26 protein-coding genes are annotated in these 24,049 nt (G+C 59.6%); 14 read left to right on the top strand and 12 right to left on the bottom strand.

Translation table 11 applies throughout. From position 1 onward, the window contains the following. Positions 1-2: 2 nt before the first annotated feature. The 3 genes from ACTRWK_RS02540 to gloB form a co-directional block, all read right to left on the bottom strand. Positions 3-971 carry a M23 family metallopeptidase gene (locus tag ACTRWK_RS02540; protein WP_289081738.1) on the bottom strand — a complete coding sequence of 323 codons (969 nt, stop codon included), beginning with the start codon at positions 969-971 and terminating at the stop codon, positions 3-5. Next, the gene (gene clpA / locus ACTRWK_RS02535; protein ID WP_289081739.1) at positions 968-3,289 is read right to left on the bottom strand and encodes an ATP-dependent Clp protease ATP-binding subunit ClpA; all 2,322 of its coding nucleotides are present in this window, start codon (positions 3,287-3,289) and stop codon (positions 968-970) included. Before clpA ends, ACTRWK_RS02540 begins: the two co-directional genes overlap by 4 nt. 173 nt (positions 3,290-3,462) lie before the next feature. Next, the gene (gene gloB / locus ACTRWK_RS02530; RefSeq protein WP_037944769.1) at positions 3,463-4,230 is read right to left on the bottom strand and encodes a hydroxyacylglutathione hydrolase; all 768 of its coding nucleotides are present in this window, start codon (positions 4,228-4,230) and stop codon (positions 3,463-3,465) included. 151 nt (positions 4,231-4,381) lie between these two features. Between gloB and ACTRWK_RS02525 the strand changes: the two genes are divergently transcribed. The 7 genes from ACTRWK_RS02525 to ACTRWK_RS02495 all read left to right on the top strand — a co-directional run bounded on the left by ACTRWK_RS02525 (position 4,382) and on the right by ACTRWK_RS02495 (position 10,783). After that, positions 4,382-5,152, top strand: a complete 771-nt coding sequence (locus ACTRWK_RS02525) for a methyltransferase domain-containing protein (RefSeq protein WP_005849577.1) — start codon at positions 4,382-4,384, stop codon at positions 5,150-5,152. A gap of 278 nt (positions 5,153-5,430) precedes the next feature. Then, a complete protein-coding gene (locus ACTRWK_RS02520) occupies positions 5,431-5,991 on the top strand; it encodes a F0F1 ATP synthase subunit delta (RefSeq protein WP_174226613.1) in 561 nt (186 codons plus the stop codon). Continuing rightward, positions 5,992-7,530 (top strand): F0F1 ATP synthase subunit alpha, encoded by a 1,539-nt coding sequence (atpA, locus tag ACTRWK_RS02515; RefSeq protein ID WP_005849573.1) that lies wholly within the window; start codon positions 5,992-5,994, stop codon positions 7,528-7,530. Between the two features lie 14 nt (positions 7,531-7,544). Continuing rightward, entirely contained in the window at positions 7,545-8,423 is an 879-nt protein-coding gene (locus ACTRWK_RS02510; RefSeq protein ID WP_009825207.1) for a F0F1 ATP synthase subunit gamma, read from the top strand. Positions 8,424-8,442: 19 nt separating this feature from the next. After that, a complete protein-coding gene (gene atpD, locus ACTRWK_RS02505; RefSeq protein WP_005849570.1) occupies positions 8,443-9,867 on the top strand; it encodes a F0F1 ATP synthase subunit beta in 1,425 nt (474 codons plus the stop codon). A 12-nt stretch (positions 9,868-9,879) separates the two neighbouring features. Then, entirely contained in the window at positions 9,880-10,317 is a 438-nt protein-coding gene (locus ACTRWK_RS02500) for a F0F1 ATP synthase subunit epsilon (protein ID WP_005849569.1), read from the top strand. A 127-nt stretch (positions 10,318-10,444) separates the two neighbouring features. Further along, complete coding sequence (locus ACTRWK_RS02495; RefSeq protein WP_081858800.1) at positions 10,445-10,783, top strand: H-type lectin domain-containing protein; 339 nt, start codon at positions 10,445-10,447, stop codon at positions 10,781-10,783. A gap of 31 nt (positions 10,784-10,814) precedes the next feature. Here the strand turns inward: ACTRWK_RS02495 and ACTRWK_RS02490 are convergent, their stop codons facing one another. Beyond that, entirely contained in the window at positions 10,815-11,834 is a 1,020-nt protein-coding gene (locus tag ACTRWK_RS02490; RefSeq protein ID WP_005849565.1) for a ribose-phosphate pyrophosphokinase, read from the bottom strand. A gap of 108 nt (positions 11,835-11,942) precedes the next feature. Between ACTRWK_RS02490 and ACTRWK_RS02485 the strand changes: the two genes are divergently transcribed. Next, positions 11,943-12,539, top strand: coding sequence for a 2-hydroxychromene-2-carboxylate isomerase (locus ACTRWK_RS02485; protein ID WP_289081740.1), 597 nt, complete (start codon positions 11,943-11,945; stop codon positions 12,537-12,539). Then, positions 12,536-13,324, top strand: a complete 789-nt coding sequence (locus ACTRWK_RS02480) for an alpha/beta fold hydrolase (protein WP_462843781.1) — start codon at positions 12,536-12,538, stop codon at positions 13,322-13,324. The genes ACTRWK_RS02485 and ACTRWK_RS02480 overlap by 4 nt, the downstream gene beginning before the upstream one ends. Positions 13,325-13,327: 3 nt before the next feature. Here the strand turns inward: ACTRWK_RS02480 and ACTRWK_RS02475 are convergent, their stop codons facing one another. The 6 genes from ACTRWK_RS02475 to ACTRWK_RS02450 all read right to left on the bottom strand — a co-directional run bounded on the left by ACTRWK_RS02475 (position 13,328) and on the right by ACTRWK_RS02450 (position 17,947). Further along, positions 13,328-14,365, bottom strand: a complete 1,038-nt coding sequence (locus tag ACTRWK_RS02475) for a threonine aldolase family protein (protein WP_289081742.1) — start codon at positions 14,363-14,365, stop codon at positions 13,328-13,330. Beyond that, positions 14,365-14,835: a YcgN family cysteine cluster protein gene (locus tag ACTRWK_RS02470; RefSeq protein ID WP_037944761.1), complete on the bottom strand. Its 471-nt coding sequence runs from the start codon at positions 14,833-14,835 to the stop codon at positions 14,365-14,367. Before ACTRWK_RS02470 ends, ACTRWK_RS02475 begins: the two co-directional genes overlap by 1 nt. Further along, the gene (locus ACTRWK_RS02465; protein ID WP_289081743.1) at positions 14,832-15,764 is read right to left on the bottom strand and encodes a bifunctional riboflavin kinase/FAD synthetase; all 933 of its coding nucleotides are present in this window, start codon (positions 15,762-15,764) and stop codon (positions 14,832-14,834) included. The genes ACTRWK_RS02470 and ACTRWK_RS02465 overlap by 4 nt, the downstream gene beginning before the upstream one ends. Before the next feature lie 105 nt (positions 15,765-15,869). After that, positions 15,870-16,313, bottom strand: a complete 444-nt coding sequence (locus ACTRWK_RS02460) for a MaoC family dehydratase (protein WP_005849555.1) — start codon at positions 16,311-16,313, stop codon at positions 15,870-15,872. Between the two features lie 90 nt (positions 16,314-16,403). Next, a complete protein-coding gene (locus ACTRWK_RS02455; protein WP_009825198.1) occupies positions 16,404-17,276 on the bottom strand; it encodes a TIGR01459 family HAD-type hydrolase in 873 nt (290 codons plus the stop codon). A gap of 98 nt (positions 17,277-17,374) precedes the next feature. After that, positions 17,375-17,947, bottom strand: coding sequence for a TetR/AcrR family transcriptional regulator (locus ACTRWK_RS02450; RefSeq protein WP_289080221.1), 573 nt, complete (start codon positions 17,945-17,947; stop codon positions 17,375-17,377). A 99-nt stretch (positions 17,948-18,046) separates the two neighbouring features. Here ACTRWK_RS02450 and ACTRWK_RS02445 point away from each other — a divergent pair, with 99 nt between their 5' ends. Beyond that, positions 18,047-18,613, top strand: coding sequence for a carboxymuconolactone decarboxylase family protein (locus tag ACTRWK_RS02445; protein WP_005849548.1), 567 nt, complete (start codon positions 18,047-18,049; stop codon positions 18,611-18,613). 104 nt (positions 18,614-18,717) lie between these two features. Here the strand turns inward: ACTRWK_RS02445 and ACTRWK_RS02440 are convergent, their stop codons facing one another. Continuing rightward, positions 18,718-19,638, bottom strand: coding sequence for a manganese-dependent inorganic pyrophosphatase (locus tag ACTRWK_RS02440; protein WP_289081744.1), 921 nt, complete (start codon positions 19,636-19,638; stop codon positions 18,718-18,720). Between the two features lie 132 nt (positions 19,639-19,770). Between ACTRWK_RS02440 and ACTRWK_RS02435 the strand changes: the two genes are divergently transcribed. The 4 genes from ACTRWK_RS02435 (at position 19,771) to ACTRWK_RS02420 (ending at position 23,599) form a co-directional block, all read left to right on the top strand. After that, the gene (locus ACTRWK_RS02435) at positions 19,771-20,451 is read left to right on the top strand and encodes a DUF2161 domain-containing phosphodiesterase (protein ID WP_074634703.1); all 681 of its coding nucleotides are present in this window, start codon (positions 19,771-19,773) and stop codon (positions 20,449-20,451) included. A 178-nt stretch (positions 20,452-20,629) separates the two neighbouring features. Beyond that, on the top strand, positions 20,630-20,917 hold the full coding sequence (locus ACTRWK_RS02430) for a co-chaperone GroES (RefSeq protein WP_005849542.1): 288 nt from the start codon (positions 20,630-20,632) through the stop codon (positions 20,915-20,917). Between the two features lie 73 nt (positions 20,918-20,990). Further along, positions 20,991-22,640, top strand: coding sequence for a chaperonin GroEL (gene groL / locus ACTRWK_RS02425; protein WP_005849541.1), 1,650 nt, complete (start codon positions 20,991-20,993; stop codon positions 22,638-22,640). A 110-nt stretch (positions 22,641-22,750) separates the two neighbouring features. Then, entirely contained in the window at positions 22,751-23,599 is an 849-nt protein-coding gene (locus tag ACTRWK_RS02420; RefSeq protein WP_168592965.1) for a DMT family transporter, read from the top strand. Here ACTRWK_RS02420 and ACTRWK_RS02415 read toward each other — a convergent pair. Further along, a complete protein-coding gene (locus ACTRWK_RS02415) occupies positions 23,565-24,041 on the bottom strand; it encodes an NUDIX domain-containing protein (RefSeq protein ID WP_289081745.1) in 477 nt (158 codons plus the stop codon). The genes ACTRWK_RS02420 and ACTRWK_RS02415 overlap by 35 nt on opposite strands. Between the last annotated feature and the right edge of the window lie 8 nt (positions 24,042-24,049).

The raw sequence follows: 24,049 nt of genomic DNA, 5'->3' as shown, positions 1-24,049 counted from the left end.
CGTTATTTGACCTCGATTTCCGTGCTGCGTTGGCTGATGATCTGCAGGCCGCGGATCATCGTCACCGTGCCGGTATAGGTGCCCGCGGGCCAGTCCACGCGGCCACGTTTGCCGATGGCGCGAAAGGCTTGGGCCTGGGTTTTGGTCAACGTCACATCATCCGCGATCACCATGCCGTCAGGGCCGGTGATAGACAGGTTCACGATGTCATCCGCCCGCGTGCCAAACATGTAGCCCCAGATCACCAGCGCATCTGCATCCACGGGCAGGGACGCCGCCGCTGCCTCGCCTTGTTTGATGGCGTCATAGGCGGGGACCGCATCGGCAAAACCAACGCTGATCAGCCCACCGGCGCGGTAGTCGGGCCGTTCAGCCCAAAGGTTGCTATCACCGGGCGCGTCGCAGCTGGTGGTCCCATCGGGATCGAAGGGATCAACGACGGCCCCGTCTTTGCGCACCGACAGATGCACATGGGGGAAGGCGGCCTTTCCCGACTGCCCGACAAAGCCGATGGTGTCGCCCAAAGCGACCTCTTGCCCCGTGGTAACGCTGACGGAGCCTTGTTTGAGGTGGCAGTACTGGGTTTCCCAACCGTTCCCGTGGTCAAGCACGACGCCGTTGCCACATTCCTTACCGTCGATATCGGCAGCGTTTTCGCTGGTATAGCCGCTGTCAGTCATGCCGTCGCGCATACCGGTGACACGGCCTGCGGCGCTGGCAAGGACGGGGATGTTGTCGGCGATACGGGCCCGGCTGGGCAGTGCGAAATCCGTGCCTTTGTGCCCGTCATAGCTTAACGCGGCACAGGTGAAATCCATCGCATCAGACGACGGATCGCTATCGACATACTGCTGGATGAAGCAGTCTGTGCCAAGGTCGCAGTCAAGGGGCGGGGAGATAAGAAAACCCTCTGCCAGCACGGGGCTGGCAAAGGGCAAGGCAAGCGCAAATACGGCGCTGCGTTGTATCATTCAGCTGTCAGCAACGGTGGCTTGTTGCCCGTCAGCTTGGGGTTTTCCGACCCGAGGATCGTCAGGTCCAGCTCGCCCTTCTTGACGTTGACCTTAACCACACCACCTTTCGCCAGCTTGCCGAACAGCAGCTCTTCGGCGAGGGGCTTTTTGATGTGCTCTTGGATGACGCGTCCAAGGGGGCGCGCACCCATTCGTGCATCATAGCCTTTGTCGCCCAGCCATTCGGCGGCTTTTGTGGACAGTTCAATCGTCACGTTGCGGTCCATCAGCTGAGCTTCAAGCTGCAGCACGAATTTTTCGACCACCCGCAAGATCACGTCTTTCGGAAGCGGCGCAAAGCTGATCACCGCGTCCAGACGGTTGCGGAACTCGGGCGTGAAGGTCCGTTCGATCGCGGCGGTATCCTCGCCGGTGCGACGGTCACGGCCAAAGCCGATCGCTTCTTTCGCCTGCTCGGTCGCGCCTGCGTTCGACGTCATGATCAGCACGACATTACGGAAATCCACTGTCCGGCCGTTATGGTCCGTCAGCTTGCCGTGATCCATCACCTGCAACAGGATGTTGTAGACGTCCGGGTGGGCTTTCTCCATCTCGTCGAGCAGCAGAACGCAGTGCGGGTGCTGGTCAACGCCATCGGTCAACATGCCGCCCTGATCAAACCCGACATAGCCGGGAGGGGCACCGATCAGGCGGGAAACGGCGTGTTTCTCCATGTATTCAGACATGTCGAAACGCAGCAGTTCCACACCAAGCGTGTCGGCCAGCTGTTTCGCCACCTCGGTCTTACCCACACCTGTCGGCCCTGCGAACAGGTAGTTGCCGATGGGTTTTTCGGGCTCGCGCAGGCCAGCGCGGGCCAGTTTGATCGCGGAAGACAGGGCTTCGATCGCCTTGTCCTGACCGAAGACAACGCGTTTCAGCGATGCCTCAAGATCCTTGAGCACAATCACATCATCCTTGGATACGTTCTTGGGCGGGATGCGCGCGATCTTGGCCACCACGGCTTCGACCTCTTTGGTGCCGATGGTCTTGCGCCGTTTCGAGGCCGCCAGCAGATGCTGCGCCGCGCCCGCTTCGTCGATCACATCGATGGCGGAGTCAGGCAGTTTGCGGTCGTTGATATAGCGGTGCGCCAGTTCAACCGAGGTCCGGATCGCGTCAGAGGTATATTTGACCGAGTGGTGATCCTCGAAATAGGGTTTGATGCCCCGCAGGATTTTCACCGCATCCTCGACCGAAGGCTCGTTCACATCGATCTTTTGGAAACGACGCGCAAGGGCACGGTCTTTTTCGAAATGCTGGCGGAATTCCTTGTAGGTGGTCGACCCCATGGTGCGCAGCTTGCCGCCCGCAAGCGCGGGTTTCAGCAGGTTGGAGGCATCCATCGCGCCGCCGGATGTGGCACCGGCACCGATAACGGTGTGGATCTCGTCGATGAACAGGACGGCGTTGTCATGTTCTTCCAGCTCGGTCACGACGGCTTTCAGACGTTCTTCGAAATCACCGCGGTAGCGGGTGCCGGCCAGCAACGCGCCCATGTCGAGCGAATAGATCGTGGTTTCGGCCAAGACCTCGGGCGTTTCACCGGCAACGATCTTGCGCGCCAGCCCTTCGGCGATGGCGGTTTTCCCGACGCCGGGGTCGCCCACCAGCAGCGGGTTGTTCTTGCGGCGGCGGCACAGCACCTGAATGCAGCGTTCCACCTCGTCCGACCGGCCGATCAGCGGATCAACGTCGCCTTCGCGGGATTTTGCGTTCAGATCAACGGTGTATTTCGCCAGCGCGGATTCTTTCTTGTCGCCATCGGTGACGCCTTGGGCTTCTTCCTCGTGATCCGGCGCACCGGACACGGGGCGTGGTTCACCGAAAGCCGGATCTTTGGCGACGCCATGCGCGATGTAATTGACCGCATCATAGCGCGTCATATCCTGTTCTTGCAGGAAGTAGGCGGCGTTGCTTTCGCGTTCGGCAAAGATCGCGACCAGCACGTTCGCGCCGGTCACTTCGGTCCGGCCAGAGGATTGCACATGGATCGCCGCGCGCTGGATCACCCGCTGGAACGCTGCCGTTGGCACCGCTTCGGAGCCGTCAACATCGGTGACCAGATTGTTCAGGTCTTCATCGACAAATTCGACCAGCGTTTCGCGCAGTTCGGTCATATCGACAGAACAGGCTTTCATCACCTGCACGGCGTCGGGTTCGTCGATCAGGGCCAAAAGGAGATGTTCAAGCGTAGCGAATTCATGTTTGCGCGCATTGGCAAGGGCCAGCGCCGCGTGAATGGCTTGTTCTAGGGTAGACGAGAATGAAGGCACAGGCGTGCTCCTTTTCGATCTGTGTCGGAGGGGGCGTCAGAAACAGGACGCGCCGCCCGATAAGGGCCTCATAGTATTAGAGTTTGGTTGATCACGGCGCAGCTTCAAGGTTTTTCTGCAATATCGCTGTCACATTTATCGTGAACGTCGATTTTAGACCATGATTGCGGCGGTCAGAAACGGTCTTTGCGCGCGCGAATTTCGGCAAACACATCGGTGTCGGTGGCGTTGACCATCCCCAGTTGCGCACGGATGCCCGGATCGGACGGGCGCAGGAAGGGGTTGGTTTCAAGTTCCGTTGAAAGCGTCGAGGGAACTGTCGGCTCGCCATCAGCACGGGCCTGATCGATCTCTCTTGCACGAGATATAAGTGCCGCGTTTTCCGGATCAACCGTCAGGGCGAATTTTGCGTTCGACTGCGTGTATTCGTGACCCGAACATACGGTGGTATCGGCGGGCAGGCGCATCAGCTTTTGCAGGCTGTCCCACATCTGCGCGGGCGTGCCTTCGAACAGGCGACCACAACCAAGCGCCATCAGGCTGTCGGCGGTAAAGACGCATTTGGCCGCGGGGACGTGAAAGGCGATATGCCCGACGGTATGGCCCGACACATCGATCACATCGACCGTATGCGCGCCGAAGGTGAAGGATTGCCCGTCGTCATAGGCCGCGTCCAGCGGGGGCAGGCGTTCGGCATCAGCCTTGGCACCGATCACGCGGGCAGGGTGGTCGGCAATCAGCGCGGGCACGCCCTGAATGTGGTCGGGGTGGTGATGGGTCAGCCAGATTTCTGTCAGCGTCCAGCCTAGCTCGTCCAGCTTGGCAGCGATCGGCGCGGCCTCGGGCACGTCGATCAAGGCGACCTTGCCGCTGGTCTGGTCGCGTAGCAGGAAGGCGTAGTTGTCGGACAGGCAGGGGATGGTCACAAGATCAAAGGACATGGCAGCGGCTCCGGTCGGGGTTTCGGGGTGCGGATCACCACGCTAGCGCGGGCGGGGCGGTGCTGCAAACGGGTTTCGCGCAGTACGCTCTTTTGCGGCGCGTGGCTTTGGTCTAGGGTCGGGGCGATCCACCCAACAAGGCCCTTTGCCCATGCACCTTGATGTCCAAGACCTGCGCAACTTTTACTATCGCAGTGCCCTTGGCCGCGCGGCGCAGCATTCCTTGCGTACCCGCATGCTTGAGCTTTGGCCCGAGGCCAAGGGGCAGACCGTTGTGGGCTTTGGTTTCGCGGCCCCCTTGCTGCGCCCCTATCTGGCGGATGCGCGGCGGGTGATGACGCTGATGCCGGGGCCGCAGGGGGTCATGCCTTGGCCCGCGGGCATGCCCAATACTTCTGTGCTGACCGAAGAAACGCTCTGGCCGATCGAAACCGGACATGTCGACCGGCTGGTTCTGATGCACGGGCTTGAAACGTCTGACCGGCAGGGCGACCTGCTAGAGGAATGCTGGCGCGTTTTGGGGCCGGGGGGCAGGGCGCTGTTCATCGTGCCCAACCGTGCAGGGTTCTGGGCGCGTAGCGATATTACGCCCTTCGGATACGGGCGGCCCTATTCGTTGGGGCAGCTCGAAACGCAACTGCGCAAACACCAGTTCCTGCCCGAGCGCCAGTTGGGTGCGCTGTATCTGATGCCCTCGACCAGACGGACGTTCCGGCGCGCGGGGCCGCTGTTTGAAAAAGTCGGGCGGCACATGCCGACGATCATGGCGGGCGGGGCGTTTATGGTCGAGGTGACCAAGCTGGTGTACCCGCCCAAGGGCAAGGTTGCACGCACGCCAGCGCGCCGGTCGATCCGCGTTTTGGAAGGGGTCGGCGCGGTGACGCCTTCGGCAGTTCAGGCGGTCCTGCCACAGCCTATGTGACCCCCGCGCCACGGTGGCAAGAATCGCTGCCACACCCGAAATTGCCGGATGTCTATTGATTTTTAGGCAGGTTGATCAGGTCAAAGCGTCGCAGGGGTGCATTGCGCTAAGAATAAGGGGCGCTTTCCTGTGGCAACCTCACTATACTGTGTTGCGGGATGCGGGTCCGTCTGCTACATCCGCCCTGATTTAGACGTCTTGGGTAATTTCAAGTCGCGCCAACACCCCGGTGACGCGATGTATTCGCTTATCCGGCCCTGACGTATGAGAGGATGGACGTGTCCGAAACAGCATCAATCTCTACAGGTATCGCACAACGCTATGCGACCGCCGTGTACGAGTTGGCCCAAGAGGCCAAAGCCCTTCCCCAGATCGAGAAAGATCTTGATGCGCTGCAAGCCGCATTGGCCGAAAGCGAAGATTTCCGCGATCTGATCAATTCGCCGATCTACACGCGCGAACAGCAAGCCGCGTCGATCAGTGCCATCGCCAAAAAGATGGACCTGTCCCAGACGCTCGCCAGCACGCTGGAACTGATGGCCAACAAGCGCCGTCTGTTCGTCCTGCCGCAGCTGGTCCAGAACCTGCGTGACATCATCGCCGTTGAAAAAGGCGAAGTGACTGCTGATGTGATTTCGGCCAAGGCGCTGACCAAAGCGCAGTCCGAAAAACTGTCCAAGTCGCTCGCCGCGACCACAGGCAAAAAAGTAACGTTGAATGCGACCGTTGATGACTCCCTCATTGGCGGTCTTATCGTAAAAGTGGGCTCTAAGATGATCGACACGTCGATCCGCGCAAAGCTCAATTCCCTCCAGAATGTAATGAAAGAGGTCGGATAAATGGGTATCCAAGCTGCAGAGATTTCTGCGATCCTGAAGGACCAGATCAAGAACTTTGGTCAAGAAGCAGAAGTTGCCGAAGTTGGCCGCGTTCTGTCCGTTGGTGATGGTATCGCTCGCGTGTATGGTCTGGACAACGTCCAGGCTGGCGAGATGGTCGAATTCCCCGGCGGCATCATGGGCATGGCCCTGAACCTCGAGACAGACAACGTCGGTGTTGTTATCTTCGGTTCCGACCGCGACATCAAAGAAGGCGACACCGTCAAGCGCACCAACTCCATCGTGGACGTGCCAATCGGCAACGGTCTGCTGGGTCGTGTTGTTGACGGTCTGGGTAACCCTATCGACGGCAAAGGCCCCATCGAATCCACCGAGCGTGGCCTCGCGGACGTTAAAGCCCCCGGCATTATCCCACGGAAATCGGTACACGAGCCAATGGCGACTGGCCTGAAATCCGTTGACGCGATGATCCCCGTTGGCCGTGGCCAGCGTGAGCTGATCATTGGTGACCGTCAGACCGGTAAAACTGCCGTTGCTCTGGACGCGATCCTGAACCAACAGCAGATCAACGACGCCGCAGGCGACGACGAGAGCAAGAAAATGTACTGCGTGTACGTTGCGATCGGTCAAAAACGTTCGACTGTTGCCCAGCTGGTTAAAAAGCTCGAGGAAACAGGCGCGATTGATTATTCCATCGTTGTTGCCGCCACCGCGTCCGAGCCTGCACCAATGCAGTACCTCGCACCATACTCCGCAACAGCTATGGCGGAATTCTTCCGCGACAACGGCCGTCACGCGCTGATCATCTATGATGACCTTTCCAAGCAAGCCGTGTCCTACCGCCAGATGTCCCTGCTGCTGCGTCGTCCGCCCGGGCGTGAAGCTTACCCAGGTGACGTTTTCTATCTCCACTCCCGTCTGCTCGAGCGTTCGGCGAAACTGGGTGATGACGCAGGCAACGGCTCTTTGACAGCTCTGCCGATCATCGAAACCCAAGGTGGTGACGTTTCCGCGTTTATTCCAACCAACGTGATCTCGATCACCGACGGTCAGATCTTCCTGGAAACCGAATTGTTCTACCAAGGTATCCGTCCTGCTGTGAACACCGGTCTGTCGGTTTCGCGCGTTGGGTCCTCGGCTCAGACCAAAGCGATGTCTTCTGTTGCTGGTCCGGTTAAGCTGTCCTTGGCTCAGTACCGCGAAATGGCGGCCTTTGCTCAGTTCGGTTCCGACCTTGATGCCTCCACTCAGCAGCTGCTGAACCGTGGTGCGCGCCTGACAGAACTGATGAAGCAGCCTCAGTACTCCCCCCTGACCAACGCGGAAATCGTCTGCGTGATCTACGCGGGTACAAACGGCTACCTCGACAAGATCGACGTCAAAGAAGTCGGCCGCTTCGAAGCGGGCCTGCTGGCGCATCTGCGCAGCAAGCACGCCGACCTGATGGCTGACATCACCAACAACGACCGCAAGGTGAAGGGTGAGCTGGAAGACAAGATCAAAGCTGCCATCGATTCTTTCGCCGCTGACTTCGCTTAAGGGAGGGAGGGCACATGCCAAACCTCAAGGACCTAAAAAACCGGATCGCGTCGGTCAAATCGACCCGCAAGATCACGAAAGCCATGCAAATGGTTGCCGCGGCGAAGCTTCGCCGCGCGCAGGAAGCTGCCGAGCAGTCCCGCCCCTACACAGAGCGTTTTAACGCTGTGATGTCGCGGTTGGCTGCATCGGTAGGTGGGTCTGACACCGCCCCCAAGCTGCTGAGCGGCACGGGGTCGGATCAGGTTCACCTGTTGGTTGTCATGACCGCTGAACGTGGCCTGTGCGGTGGCTTTAACGCCAACATCGCCAAGCTTGCCAAAGCCCATGCCCGTGGCCTTATCGCCAAGGGTAAGGAGGTCAAGATTTTGACCGTTGGCAAGAAAGGCCGCGACAGCATCCGTCGTGACTTTGGCGACCTTTTGGTCGGTCACGTTGACCTCAGCGACGTCAAGCGCCTTGGCTATGCCGATGCGCAGGGGATCGCCAAGGACGTACTTGGCCGTTTTGACGCGGGTGAATATGACATCGCCACGATCTTCTATTCGAAGTTCGTGAACGTCGTCAGCCAGATCCCGACGGCACAGCAGATCATCCCGGCGACCTTCGAAGAGACCGAAGGCGCGGACGAGGCGACGACACTGTTCGACTACGAGCCCAGCGAAGAGGCCATCCTGGCCGACCTGCTGCCGCGCGGCGTTGCAACGGCGATCTTCTCGGCTCTGCTGGAAAACGCGGCCTCTGAACAGGGTGCCCGGATGTCGGCAATGGACAACGCGACACGGAACGCCGGTGACATGATCGAAGATCTGACCATCGAGTATAACCGTTCGCGTCAGGCCGTCATCACCAACGAGCTGATCGAAATCATTTCCGGCGCGGAAGCGCTGTAGGACAAATCGGAGAAACGACATGGCAAATGCAGTCGGCAAAATCACACAAGTCATCGGCGCCGTCGTCGATGTGCAGTTCGAGGATCACCTGCCAGAGATCCTCAACGCTGTTGTAACTGAAAACCACGGCAAGAAACTGATCCTCGAAGTGGCTCAGCACCTTGGCGAAAACACCGTGCGTACCATCGCGATGGACGCGACCGAAGGTCTGGTTCGCGGCCAGCGCGTCGAAGACACAGGCGCGCCAATCTCGATCCCAGTGGGCAACGCCACATTGGGCCGCATCATGAACGTTGTTGGCGAAGCCATCGACGAAAAAGGCGACATCCAATCGGCCGAGCGTCGCTCGATCCACGCGGACGCGCCCGAATTCGCGGAACAGTCGACCACTTCCGAAGTGCTGGAAACAGGTATCAAGGTTATCGACCTTTTGGCACCTTACGCCAAGGGTGGTAAAATCGGTCTGTTCGGTGGTGCCGGTGTTGGTAAAACCGTTCTGATCATGGAACTGATCAACAACATCGCCAAAGTGCACTCCGGTTATTCGGTTTTCGCGGGCGTTGGTGAACGTACCCGTGAAGGGAACGACCTGTACCACGAGATGATCGAATCCAACGTTATTAACCCCGATGATCTGGAAAAATCACAGGTTGCGCTGGTGTACGGCCAGATGAACGAGCCTCCCGGAGCGCGTATGCGTGTTGCTCTGACCGGTCTGACACTGGCCGAACAGTTCCGCGACCAATCCGGTACCGACGTTCTGTTCTTCGTCGACAACATCTTCCGCTTTACCCAAGCCGGTTCCGAGGTTTCGGCTCTGCTGGGTCGTATTCCTTCGGCCGTGGGCTACCAGCCAACACTGGCGACCGACATGGGTGCGATGCAAGAACGTATTACATCGACCAAATCCGGTTCGATTACATCGGTTCAGGCCGTTTACGTTCCTGCGGATGACCTTACCGACCCTGCGCCCGCGACATCCTTTGCGCACCTTGACGCGACAACCGTTCTGGACCGTTCGATCTCGGAAAAGGGTATCTACCCTGCTGTTGATCCGCTCGGCTCCACATCGCGTCTGATGGACCCATCCATCGTTGGCGAAGAGCACTACAACGTGGCACGTGACGTTCAGGGTATCCTGCAACGCTACAAGTCGCTGCAGGACATCATCGCGATTCTCGGCATGGACGAACTGTCGGAAGACGACAAACTGACCGTTGCCCGTGCGCGTAAGATCGAACGCTTCCTGAGCCAGCCTTTCGACGTTGCGAAAGTGTTCACCGGCTCCGACGGTAAGCAGGTTCCACTGGAAGAGACAATCACCTCCTTCAAGGCGGTTGTTGCCGGTGAATACGATCACCTGCCCGAAGGTGCCTTCTACATGGTTGGCGGCATCGAAGAAGTGAAAGCGAAAGCTGAAAAAATGGCGGCAGACGCCGCTTAAGGAGCGCTGAAAATGGCAGACACAATGCAATTCGACCTCGTTTCGCCCGAGCGGCGGCTGGCCTCGATGCAGGTGACGGCCGTTCAGATTCCGGGTGCGGACGGGGACATGACAGCAATGCCTGATCATGCCCCCACCATCACCACGCTGCGCCCCGGTGTGCTGCGTGTTGAAGGCCCGGAAGGCACTGCTGAGTATGTGGTAACCGGCGGCTTTGCCGAGATTTCTTCCGAAGGCGTATCGGTTCTGGCCGAACGCGCGGTGTCCAAGGGTGATATGACCCAAGAGCATCTGGACGAAATGATCGCCGAAGCCAAAGCCATGTACACGACGGCAAAAGAGGGTTTCGTGAATGAACCTGGCCCCGTAGACGACGCAGCCAAGCTGCTGTCCGACATGGTCGCCATGGGGGACGAAATCGGCTTGTCGAGCAAGCAACCCAGCCTCTGACGTTTCCTTGCCCGTTTTGATGAAAAGGCCCTGCATCCGCGGGGCCTTTTCTATTTGTTAACCTTAACTTATGGTTGTCGGATTGTAGGGGTAGGACAGGTTGGGGCAGGCCATCACCATGAAAAGAATGAACGCAAGCAGCGTTGGTATCGATAGCGGAGAAACGGTGTTGTTCTCCGATTTTCAGGATGGTGGCGAGATGTGGACGGGGAAGGGCCAGCGCGAGCGGCGCAACCATATCACCTTCTCCACGCCGTACCGCGATATCCCCACGGTACACGCCTCGCTTGCGCTGTGGGACGTGGATAACGCCACGGTCATGCGCGCGGATTTGCGATCAGAGAATGTTACGAAAGAGGGATTTGAACTGGTGTTCCGCACCTGGGGCGATACGCGTATCGCGCGCGTCAGGGCGTCTTGGATGGCCATCGGGCCGTTGCCGCAGCAAGACGACTGGGAGCTTTAAGCAGCGCCCCCAGCCGTTGTTTCAGGGGCGCTTAGCCGGGTTTGTACATGCCGTCGTAGATCGGCTCTAGCGTGTCGGCGTCGAACAGGGACGAGACCGAGGTGCCGTTCCAGATGTTCAGGATCGCCTGCGCAAAGATCGGCGCTGTGGGCACGATCCGGATGTTTGTAGCTTGCTTGACGGCGGGCGTCGGCGCGATGCTGTCCGTGATGACCAGCGATTTCATCACCGAATTGCTAACGCGTTCGACCGCAGGGCCGGACATAACGCCGTGGCTGATGTAGGAGTGGACTTCCTTCGCGCCGTTTTCCATCAGCACTTCGGCCGCTTTGCACAGGGTGCCGGCGGTGTCACAGATGTCGTCCACGATCAGGCAGACTTTGTCGGTCACATCGCCGATCACGGTCATCTCTGCAATCTCGCCGGGCTTTTCGCGGCGCTTGTCCACGATGGCGAGGGGGGAGTTGATGCGCTTGGCCAGTTCGCGTGCGCGGGCCACGCCGCCCACATCCGGAGAGATGACCATCAGCTCGTCCATGCGGCCCTTGAATTCGTTCTGGATGTCCAGCGCAAAAACGGGGGAGGCATAGAGGTTGTCGACAGGGATATCGAAGAAACCCTGGATCTGTGCGGCGTGCAGGTCCATCGTCAGGATACGCTCAATGCCGCTGCCGACCATCATATTCGCGACCATCTTGGCGGTGATTGGCGTGCGTGCCTTGGTGCGGCGGTCCTGACGGGCATAGCCGAAATAGGGCAGAACAGCCGTGACACGCGCCGCAGAGGACCGGCGCAGCGCGTCGGCCATGACCAGCAGTTCCATCAGGTTGTCATTGGCGGGGTTCGACGTTGGCTGGATGATGAACATATCCTCGCCGCGGACGTTCTCGTAAACCTCCACAAAGATTTCGCCGTCATTGAACCGTTCGACCCGTGCGTCGACCAGCCCTACGTTGACCCCCCGATGCAGCGACATCCGCCGTGCGATGGCTTTGGCCAACGGCATGTTCGCGTTACCTGAGATCAGTTTGGGTTCGGTGGTTTGAGCCATGTGCAAAGGGTCCCTGGATGCAGAACATGTGACAGAATCGTGACGTTGACACCGCTTAGCATGGCCTTACGGTCTGGCAAAGCTGCACAGCCCTGATCGGAGACCCAAATGCCCCATATCGACTATTTTTTTGCGACACTTTCACCATATGCCTATCTGGCGGGAAACCGGCTTGAGGAAATCGCCGCCAAACACGGGGCGACGATCACCTATAAACCTTTCGATCTGATTACCGCTTTCGGGCGCACGGGCGGGCAGCCTCCAAAAGATAGACATCCGTCGCGGCAAGAGTATCGCGCGATTGAACTGCCGCGTCAGGCCAAGAAGCTGGGGATGCCGTTCAACCTCAAACCCGCGCATTGGCCCACCAACGGCGCGCCGTCTTCTTACGCCATAATCGCAGCGCAGAACGAAAGTGGCGACGTAGGCAAGCTGTGCCAGCTGATCATGAAAGCCGTCTGGGCCGAGGAACGCGATATTGCCGAAGATGCGGTCGTGCGCGACTGTCTTGAAAAAGCGGGTTTTGATCCCGCGCTGGCCGACAATGGCTTGCTGCAGGGGGCTGATACCTACGCGCGCAATCTGGAAGAGGCGGTCGAAAAGGGCGTCTTTGGCGCGCCATTCTATATTCTGGACGACGCCCACAAGTTCTGGGGCCAGGACCGGCTTGAAGACCTTGACCTCGTGATGGCAGGTAAATTGTGAGTTCAGGTTTATATACACGGCAATTCGGGCATGGTCCGCGGCAGGCACTGGCTGTTCACTGCACGCTTGCCCATTCCGGCGCGTGGCGCGGCGTGGGCGAGGCGTTGGCGGATGAACTGACGCTGCTGTGCCCCGATCTGCCCTCCCACGGGAAATCCGCCGATTGGGACGGGCAGGGGGACCTTCATGCCTACTCGACCGATCTGGTGCGGGAACTGGTGACCGAACCGATTGATATTATCGGCCATTCTTTTGGCGCGACGATCGGCTTGCGGATTGCCATCGAGACCCCCGAACTGGTGCGCAGCCTGACGATGATCGAACCGGTCTATTTCGCGGCGGCTCTGGCTGACGATCCGGCACGGGTGGCGGCCGCGGATCGCAACTCCGGCGGGTTCGATGCGGCTTTTGACGCGGGCGACCGGATGGAGGCCGCGCGCATCTTCAACACCGGCTGGGGCGATGGCAGCGGATGGGAACAGACGCCGGAAAAGCTGCGCCAGTATATGGCTGACCGTATCCATTATGTGCCCGCCAGCCAGCCGTTTTTGCGGGACGACAATGCCGGATTGCTAGAACCGGGCAAGTTTGCCCGCGCCGCGATGCCGGTGCTGTTGATGGACGGGGGCACATCGGCGGATATGGTAGATGCGATCAGCACGTCCATCGCCCGCCGTTTGCCGAACGTGACACGCAAGGCGATCGAGGGGGCGGGGCACATGGCTCCGATCACGCACCCGCAGGCCGTCGCCGCTGAAATCCGCAGCTTTCTCGAAACGGTATAGCGGTCAGAAATACGATAGGAACTGGTCGATTGCCTCTGTGCCGATCGACCAGTCACAGACCAGCCGCGCGGATAAAGGCTCATTCGGGTCGTCGCCCTCTAATGGGCCGTCCATGACATAGTATTTCGCCCCCGCATCATGCAGCTTCTGGTGGATGCGGCGGGGCCATTTGGCAAAGATCATATTGGCGTCGGGTTTATGCAGCAGCGTTGCCCCTGCGGCGCGCAAACCCTCGGCCAGATGGCGCGCGTTGTCATTGGCCAAGGCGGCGGTTGTCTTCCACAAATCATCCTGCATATAGCCCGCCATCTGCGCAGACAGGAACCGGTGCTTGGAAAACAGATGCGCCCCGCGTTTGCGCCGCAGCTCGAACTCCCAAGCCTTGGCGGGGTCGAAGAAGATCACCGCCTCGACACCCATGCAGCCGTTCTTGGTGCCGCCAAAGCTGACGACATCGACACCCACTTTCCACGTCATCTCTGCCGGGGTGCAGCCCAAGGCAACCAGCGCATTGGCAAAGCGCGCCCCGTCCAGATGCACCGGCAGGTCATAGCTTTTGGCAACAGCGGTGAGGGCGTTCAGCTCTTCCAGCGTGTGGACCGAGCCCCGTTCGGTCACCTGCGTGATCGACACCGGCCCGCGCTGCGCGCCATGTACATTGCCATCGGGGTGTTTCTCGATCGCCTTTGTCAGCGCTTCGGGCGTCATCTTGTCGTCGGTTTCAACCACAGTCAGCTTGGCGGCACCGGCATAGAACTCGGGCGCGTTACATTCGTCTTCGTGGATATGCGAGGTGACGGAGCAAAAGATCGTCTGCCACGGCTGGGTGTAGCACGCCAGCGCGAGCGCATTGGCCGCGGTGCCGGTTGCGACCAGATAGACCGCGGCCTCTGGTGCCTCGAACGCGGTGCGGATCGCGTCGCGGACTTCTTCCATGATGGGATCGTTGCCATAGGGCATCGCGTGTCCGGTGTTTGCCTGAGCAAGACGGTTCATGATCTGGGGGTGAACAGGGCCCGCGTTGTCAGAGGCAAAAAACATCAGGTTGGCTCCTCGATAATGTGGTCTTCCCATTCCTCGAACGGGGTGTCGAATTCCGAGACGGTATTATGCTGCACCGAGATTCCCGCGCGATGCACGCTATCAGGGTCACCGCTTATCAGCGGGTGCCAGTCATACAGCGGCTTGCCCTGCCACAGCAGCCGATAGGCGCAGGTGAGCGGCATCCAATAGGCGTGGGTATCCAGATTGTCGGGCTTCAGAACGATGCAGTCGGGCACAAACTGGTGCCGGTTCTCGTAGTGGCTGCACCGGCAGGTCGCATCATCCAGCAGGCGGCAGGCCACGCGGGTCAGGGCGACTTCTTCGGTGTCTTCGTCTTCAAGCTTGTTCAGGCAGCATTTTCCGCAGCCGTCACACAGCGCTTCCCATTCGTCTTGCGACATCTTGGTGAGCGGCTTCTTTTCCCAGAACCGTTTGGCAAGACCTTTGGCGGCAATCGGATCGGTCATAGCGCGGCCAGAATGCTGCGGGCCTGTGCGCTGTCCGCATCCATCTGGGTGATCAGGGCGTCAAGACTGTCGAATTTTTCCTCGCCGCGCAGGTGGTCGACCAGCGCGACCGAGACATGCTTGCCGTAGAGATCGCCTTTGAAGTCGAAGATGAATGTCTCGAGGTTGGCCGTGTTCTCGCCGAACATCGGGCGCACGCCAAGGCTGGCAACGCCGTGGTAGCGCCCTGCCTGCGGCCCTTCAAGCACATCGACAAGCACCGCATAGACACCAAAGGCCGGCGGGTGCAGCCCGTCGATTGACATATTCGCCGTCGGGTAGCCCAGTTCGCGCCCGCGCTTTTCACCGTGCAGGATCGGGCCTTCAACGCGGTGCCAATGGCCCAGCATCGCGGCGGCGTCGCGGGGGCGTGCCTCTGTCAGCGCGTTGCGGATCGCGGTCGAAGACACGGTATCGGGCCCCTTCGCCATCAGTGGCGCGATGGTCACGCCGAACCCCATCTCGGCACCGAAGGCCTGCAGCTGTTCAGAGGTGCCCGCGCGCGCCTTGCCAAAGCTGAAGTCCGCACCCACGACCACATGGCGCAGGCCCAGCCCATCAACGATCACCTCCTGCGCAAAGGCGCGGGGGCTGAGGCCGGAAAGGGCGGCATCGAACCCCAGCTCATACAGCTTGTCGACGCCGATCTTTTGCAACTGGTGCGCGCGCGCCTCTGCGCCCATCAGACGGAAGGGCGGGGCGTCGGGGGCGAAATATTCGCGGGGGTGTGGCTCGAATGTGACCACGCCCAAGGGCGCGTCGGGCAGGGCGGCACGGGCCATATCGATGACCGACCGATGCCCCAGATGCACCCCGTCGAAATTGCCAATAGCGGCGGTTGCCCCCTGATCGGAAGCGGATACAAATTGATAGTCGCGAATGATTTCCATGCGCTTGGTGGTAGCCCCCTCTGCCGGTGCTGACAAGCAGCGGGGCGGGTCACGGTGCCGAAAAACCGCAGCGTCCCGGGACGGGCGCTGGCGGGAGGGCTATCGTCAGTCGAACTTGCGCGACGGGGCCAGAACGGTTGCTTCGCCAATCAGGACCTTTTTGCCGTCAATCGCACAGTGGCAATCCAGTTTCACACGGCGCTTGTCGAATTCGATATTGGTAACCTTCACCTCGGCATAGACCAGATCGCCGGGGCGCACGGGGGCCAGGAACTTGAGCGACTGCGCCATGTAGACGGTGCCATGCCCCGGCAACTGCTCTCCGATCACGGCTGAGATCAGGCCCGCAGTCAGCATGCCGTGGGCGATCCGTCCCTCAAAGATCGTGTCCTGTGCATAGGCGTCGTCCAGATGTACCGGATTGCGATCAGTGGACACTTGCGCGAACATCTCGATGTCTTCGTCGGTGATGACCTTGCGCAGATAGCGCGTCATGCCGATTTCGATATCTTCAATACAGATCGTTCCACGGGGCAGATTGTCCAACATGCCAGCCCTTTCAGTAATAAAGTGACGCCAGTTTTATCTAGTGTGAAACTTAATTACTTTGCAGGCGCAGAAACGCAAGGAAAAAGTAGGTCAGCGTAGGTGCCCAATTGTGTAGGTCGGAGCCGATGTTTCCTTTTCCAAATAACGGATTAGCGCCTCGGGATCGGGCTGGGTCTGCGTTTCGGTTTCCCGCGCGGCCAGACCGCCAGAGATGAAAAGCGAATCGATATCCTCGCCCATGGCCCCTTTGACATCGGTATGGATGCCGTCACCGATGGCGAGAATGCCATTGTCGGTGATGTCCTTGTCCAATGCGTAGAGCTTGCGGCGGGCCAGGTCATAAATCGGCGGGTGCGGCTTGCCGAAATACAGGCTTTCCCCGCCCATCTCGGTATAAAGCGCCGCGACAGCACCGGCGCACCATTCGCGCACATCGCCACGGTCCACCACGATATCAGGGTTCGCGCAAAGCAGCTTGAGCCCCTTTTGCTTGGCATAAAGCAGTTGCGGGCGCAGCACGGAGGGGTCTTCGGACGGATCGAAAGGGCCGGTGCAAACGATGCCTTCGGCGTCTTCCAGATCAACGCGCTGGATATCGACAGGATCATCAAGCACGTCGCTGGGATCAAAGAAGTGCTTGTCCGTGGGCGGGCCAAGGTGCCAGACCTGCGTGCCCACCATGCCGCGATACATCGCCGTACGCGCAGAATCGCCCGAGGTGGCAATATCGTCCCACGCATCATCCGGTACCCCGAAATGTGCCAGCTGTTTGATCACGCCGTCGCGGGGGCGGGGGGAGTTTGTGACAAGCACGACCTTGCCGCCGCCGTTGCGATAGGCTTGCAGCGCGGTGACCGCATCCGGCAGCGCCTTGACCCCGTCGTGAACGCAGCCCCAAAGGTCGACGAACAAGGCGTCATAGCGGTCAGAGATTTCGAAAAGGTTATTGATAATCTGGGTCATGGGCCGCTTTCCAATCTGCAAGAGCTTTGCACCGCAGAAAGCACACATCCCCCCGCGGGGCAACTGGGCAGCGCAACAGGCCCGCGCCCTGATGCGTGTCAGAGCCGCGCCAACCCCTCCGCGATTTCGCCCGCGATGGCGGCGGCATCCACCCCCTCACGTTCCGCAGAGACGCGCAGCCCCAGCACATCGGACTGGTAGCGCCGCGCCAGACTGCGCGGATCGTGATCAGTGCTGATATCACCGGCGGCTTGGGCTTGGGAAAACAGCTCTGCGAACATCTGCTCCATCTTCAGCAGATGGGCGTTTGCCTTTTGCGCCAGCGGATGACGGTGGGCTTGCAGTTCAAGCAGGGTTTTCGAGAGCATGCAGGCTTTGGCCGGTGCGGTGTCATTCGAAATCACCATGCGGGGAAATTTTTGTAGCGCGGGCAGGGGGCCTTCGTTACGGGCAAGCGTCTTCATCCGCTCTGACCCGTCAGCAGCGTAGCGATCAAGCGCCAGTTCGAACAGCGCATCCTTTGACCCGAACGCTGCATAGAAGCTGCCCGGCTTCATCTTGAGGCTCGCCTCCAGGTCCTTCAGCGACGTGCCCGCCCAACCGCGTTGCCAGAACAGATCGCGGGCGCGTTCGATCAGATCTTCACGGTCATAGCTGGGTTTGCGGGGCATGGGATCACCTTTTCTTGAATGATTGCTCAATTATATACTTGAGTGATCGCTCAATAAACCCTAAATGTACTTTAGCGAAACATTTACAGGAGCTTTTCCATGTCCTTCCCCTCTCACGATCTTGATACCGCACCCGAAGCCTCCAAGCCGCTGCTTGAGCAGTCGCAAAAGGCCTTTGGCCGTCTGCCCGGTTTGCACAAGGTTCTGGCCGAAAGCCCACAGGCTTACGAAGGCTATCAGGTGCTGCACAAGCTGTTCACCGAAACCGATTTTGATGCGGAAGAGCTGACAGTGGTCTGGCAGGCGATCAACGTCGAGAACGAATGCCACTACTGCGTCCCCGCGCACACAGGTATCGCCAAGATGATGAAGGTATCGGACGAAATCTCCGACGCGCTACGCAACGAAACCGCGCTGCCGACACCCAAGCTGGAAGCGCTGCGCACCTTTACCGTCCAGATGTTCCGCCAGCGCGGCAACGTGTCTGACGATCAGATGAAAGCGTTCTTTGACGCGGGCTATGGCCACCGTGCGGTGCTGGATGTGATCCTTGGGATGGCGCAGAAAACCATCTCCAACTACGTGAACCACGTCGCGCAGACACCCGTCGACGACGTGTTCAAGCCGCTGGCATGGGAACGCGGCGATACCCCATTGAAGGTATAAGCCCCTCGCGCTTCGGCGCGGCGCTGAAACGACAAAAGCCCCCCTGATCTCAGGGGGGCTTTTGCGTTTGTGCCCCCGCCAAGCAGGGAGCCGGATAGGTCCGTTTAGACTTTGATGTTCGGGATGATCTGCTTCTTACGGCTCATCACACCGGGCAGGACAACGCTGTCACCGGTGACGGTCGCGCCAAAGCTTTTCTCAGCCACAGACTTGGTAAAGTCGTTGGGGATCAGCATGGTGGCTTCTTCGTTCAGGATGTCGACTACGAAAAGCAATACCTGATCGGCCCCGTCTTCTGTGGCAACGCCGGGCATTGCGGCCATCAGCGCGTCTTTACGGTTCAGCACGGCTGCGGGCGATGTGGTTTCCAGAACGGAGACGCGGAATTTCTTGCCGTCGACTTCGTATTCTTTCGAATCCATGCGCAGCAGCTCTGCCTCGGTGAAGGACGAGACGTCGGACTTCGCCGCAAACATCTGCGCCGCATATTCAGCGATGTCGACACCCAGATCCTTGGCCAGCGCGTGGGCGATGGCGGTGTCTTCTTGCGTTGTGGTCGGGCTGCGGAATTCCAGCGTGTCGGACAGGATGCAGGTCAGCATCGCGCCTTTGATATTGGTGGGCATCTGCGCCATGTCATCACCGATCATCTTGTACATGATCGTCGCGGTGCAGGCGAGCGTCTCCATCACGATGTTGACGGGGCCTTTGGTTTCAAGCCCGCCCACCAGACGGTGGTGGTCGATGATAGCGGTGATGTCCGCGTCATTGATGCTGGCGGGCAGCTCGGCAGGGTTGTTGGTGTCAACGATCACAACGGGCTGGTCGGCCTGCACGTCGTCGATGATCTGTGGCTTGTCCAGCTTCCAGTGGTCCAGCATGAACAGCGCTTCGGTGTTGGGCTCGCCCAGCAGGGCGGGGGCGGCGTCGACGCCTTTGATTTCATTCAGGTACCATGCCCAGATGATCGGGCTGCCGGTGCTGTCTGTGTCGGGGGATTTATGGCCAAAAACAAGCGTTGTCATAGGAATGTCCTGCAGTGGGAGAGTGTTGATTTGCGCGCCTTATATGGTTGGTTGGCGCAGTTGTCACCACCTGCCTGATAGCCGCGGCTTTGGGGTTCTCAGCAGCGGGGCAAAGCTGGTAGCACTGCACCCATGACAAACCCGCGCGAAACCGACCTTTACCCGCCGATCAAATCCTTTCTCGAGGATCAGGGCTATGTCGTGAAGTCAGAGGTGGGGGCTGCCGATGTCGTGGCCGTTCGCGGGGCAGAGCCGCCGGTGGTGGTAGAGCTGAAGCTGGGCTTTAGCCTCGCGCTGTTTCATCAATGTATCGCGCGTCTGTCGGTCAGCGATGATGTCTACCTGGCGGTCGCCCGTCAGCCGGGCAAACGTTTTGCCAAGGCGGTCAAGGATAACACGGCACTGGCGCGGCGTTTGGGGTTGGGGTTGATCACCGTGCGGCTGCAGGATGGTCTGGTCGAGGTGCATTGCGACCCGGGCCCCTATGCGCCGCGCAAAAGCGCCAAGCGGCAGGCGCGGCTGCTGCGTGAATTCGCACGGCGTCAGGGTGACCCGAATGACGGCGGGCAGACGCGGGCAGGGCTGGTCACCGCCTATCGGCAGGATGCGCTGAAGCTCGCGATGTACCTGTTCGAGGCAGGGGCCAGCAAAGGTGCCCATGTCGCGCGCGAAACCCAGGTTCAGCGGGCAACCGCCATGATGCGCGACAATCACTACGGATGGTTTGAAAAGATCGAGACAGGCATATACGGCCTGACCCCGACAGGTGCCGAAGCCGTTTCCGCCGCGGGGCGGGTGCTTGGGTCGGACTAGCCTGCTCGGGCCACGGGGCAAGTTGGCTAAAATTTTTCAAATTACCGTGGTTGACTAGGGCCGTGCACATCCTTAGCTATCCCTCGTTAGCACTCGGCAGGGCTGAGTGCTAATGGCTGCACCCCTCGACCGGAGGGGCGGCTTGGGAGAATAACTTTGAGCCTTAAGGAGCTGAAAGATGGCATTTAAACCGCTGCATGACCGTGTGCTGGTGCGCCGCACCGAAAGCGAAGAAAAAACCAAGGGTGGCTTGATCATCCCTGATTCCGCAAAAGAAAAACCCTCCGAGGGTGAAGTTGTTTCTTGTGGCGAAGGCGCGCGCAAGGACAGCGGTGAGCTGATCGCAATGGCTGTAAAAGCCGGCGACAAGGTTCTGTTCGGCAAATGGTCCGGCACAGAAGTCACCCTGGACGGCGAAGAACTGCTGATGATGAAAGAAAGCGACATCATGGGGATCCTGTCCTGAGCTCAGGCAGACCGGGGCCTAGCGCCTCACCCAAGATACGCTGACATCAACCCAAGATTTTAGGAGAGACACTATGTCTGCTAAGGACGTAAAATTCGGGACCGACGCCCGTAACAAGATGCTTAAGGGTGTGAACATCCTTGCCGATGCCGTCAAAGTCACACTGGGCCCCAAAGGCCGTAACGTTGTGCTGGACAAATCCTTTGGCGCGCCTCGCATCACCAAAGACGGTGTATCCGTAGCGAAAGAAATCGAACTGGAAGACAAGTTCGAAAACATGGGCGCACAGATGGTCAAGGAAGTTGCTTCCCGGACCAACGACGAAGCGGGTGACGGTACAACAACCGCAACCGTTCTGGCTCAAGCCATCGTTAAAGAAGGCATGAAATCGGTTGCCGCTGGCATGAACCCGATGGACCTGAAGCGCGGCATCGACATGGCGACCACCACTGTCGTCGAAGCGATCAAAGCAGCAGCGCGCCCTGTCAACGACAGCGACGAAGTTGCCCAAGTCGGCACCATCTCTGCAAACGGCGAGAAAGAAATCGGCCGTCAGATCGCGGACGCGATGCAGAAAGTCGGCAACGAAGGTGTGATCACCGTCGAAGAGAACAAAGGTCTGGAAACAGAGACCGATGTTGTTGAAGGCATGCAGTTTGACCGCGGTTACCTGTCCCCTTACTTCGTCACCAACTCCGACAAGATGACTGTCGAGCTGGAAGACGCGATCATCCTGCTGCACGAGAAAAAACTGTCCTCGCTGCAGCCAATGGTTCCCCTGCTTGAGCAAGTGATCCAGTCGCAAAAACCACTGCTGATCATCTCCGAAGATGTTGAAGGCGAAGCGCTGGCAACTCTGGTTGTCAACAAACTGCGCGGCGGCCTGAAAATCGCAGCGGTCAAAGCACCTGGTTTCGGCGATCGCCGCAAAGCCATGCTGCAAGACCTTGCGATCCTGACAGGTGGTCAAGTGATCTCCGAAGATCTGGGCATGAAGCTCGAGTCCGTTACAATGGACATGCTGGGTTCGGCAAAGAAAGTCACCATCACCAAAGACGAAACAACAATCGTTGACGGCGCTGGCGAGAAGGCAGAGATCGAAGCACGCGTTGCTCAGATCCGTAACCAGATCGAAGAAACCACATCCGACTACGACAAAGAAAAGCTGCAAGAACGCGTTGCCAAACTGGCAGGCGGTGTTGCCGTGATCCGCGTTGGCGGCATGTCCGAAGTTGAAGTCAAAGAGCGCAAAGACCGCGTTGATGATGCCCTGAACGCGACACGTGCCGCTGTTCAAGAAGGTATCGTTGTTGGTGGTGGTGTTGCACTGGTCCAAGCGGGCAAAAAGCTCGAAGGGCTGACAGGCGACAACGCAGACCAGAACGTTGGTATCGGCATCGTCCGCAAAGCGCTCGAAGCGCCTCTGCGTCAGATCGCTGAAAACGCTGGTGTTGACGGTTCCGTAGTGGCCGGCAAAATCCGCGAAAGCGACGACCTGAAGTTCGGCTTCAACGCTCAGACCGAAGAATATGGCGACATGTTCAAATTCGGTGTTATCGACCCTGCCAAAGTTGTGCGTACAGCGCTGCAAGACGCGGCATCCGTTGCTGGTCTGCTGATCACAACCGAAGCCATGGTTGCCGACAAACCGTCGAAAGACGGCGGCGCAGCCGGCGGCATGCCCGACATGGGCGGCATGGGCGGCATGGGCGGCATGATGTAAATCACGCCGCGGGGGCGATCACGCCCTTGTGCTGACAGAATGAAGGGGCGCATCACCAGATGCGCCCCTTTTTCGTGGTACGTCGCGCGTCGGTAGCCTAAGCAGTCGCCATGCGTATCTTCTTGCTCACCGCCCTTGTGATGGTCGCCTTCGCGGCCAACTCTGTCCTGACCCGCTTTGCCATCGCGGGCGGGCATATTGACCCCACCGGATTTGCCGTTGTGCGGGTGTTGTCAGGGGCGGTGCTCTTGGCGCTGCTGGTCGTGCTGCGCGGCGGGCGGGTGCCCTTGCTGCGACGTCAACAGGGGCTGGGGGCGGTCACGCTGGCCGTCTATATCGTAGGTTTCTCGCTCGCCTATCTCACGCTGGACGCAGGCTTGGGCGCGCTGATCCTGTTCGGTGTGGTTCAGATCGCCATGTTCGCCCATGGTGCGCTGTTCGGCGTGACACCGACACCGCGCAAGCTATTGGGGGCGGGGGTGGCCTTTGCCGGATTGGTGCTGGTGCTCTGGCCGTCGCAAGGCGTGGCGGTTGACCCATTGGGCGCCGTGTTGATGATCGCCGCAGGGCTCGGCTGGGCCGCCTATACGATCATTGGCCGAGGTGCGTCTGACCCGCTGGCAGGCAGCGCGGGGAACTTTGTGATCTGCACGCCCTTGGTCGCTATGCTGCTGCTGGTGCAGCCGACATTCTATACCCCCACGGGCATTGCTCTTGGCGTGGTCTGCGGGGCCGTCACCTCGGGCCTCGGATACGCGCTGTGGTATGCGGTGCTGCCAAGGCTTGCGCAGGCGACGGCGGCGGTGGTGCAACTGTCGGTGCCGGTCATCGCGATCCTTGCCGGTGCGCTTTTGCTGGCAGAGCCTTTGGGCGCAAAGGTGGTCATTGCCACCGCGTTGGTGCTTGGCGGAATCGGGCTGGCGGTCAGCGCACGGTCGGCTCCAGCGGGTCGTAGCTGATCGGGTCGTTGCCAAAGGCGACCTGCGCCAGACTGTCCGGCTTGACCCGCAGACCGCGCATCTCGTCGGGGGTGACCCAGCGGCGGTCGGTCACGATCCTTTCGGCGTCCTGCCACGCGGGGTCCACATCGGCAGAGCCGGTCACCGTGCAGCGAAAGTAGATATCCACCTGATGGAAATCCCCCTCGGGGTCGTGGAATTCATTTACCAGACAGGGTACCCCCACGGCGATCTGCAGGCCGGTTTCCTCAAACACCTCGCGGATCAGATTGTCGGGCAGGGCGCTGCCGCGTTCTACCCCGCCACCGGGCGCGCACATCAGGTCGCTTTTGCCATCGGGATAGGCGTTGACCAGCAGCAAGCGGCCTTCATGGACCAACACGGCACGAACCGCCAAACGCGGGCTATTTTCCGCCATCTTACCCTCAATCTCGCGGCGCATGCGTCAAA

It is taken from the genome of Sulfitobacter sp. G5_S2_6_S6 (assembly GCF_054968505.1).
Note: the sequence above shows the minus strand (reverse complement) of the source record. Positions and strands in the feature narration are given on the sequence as shown.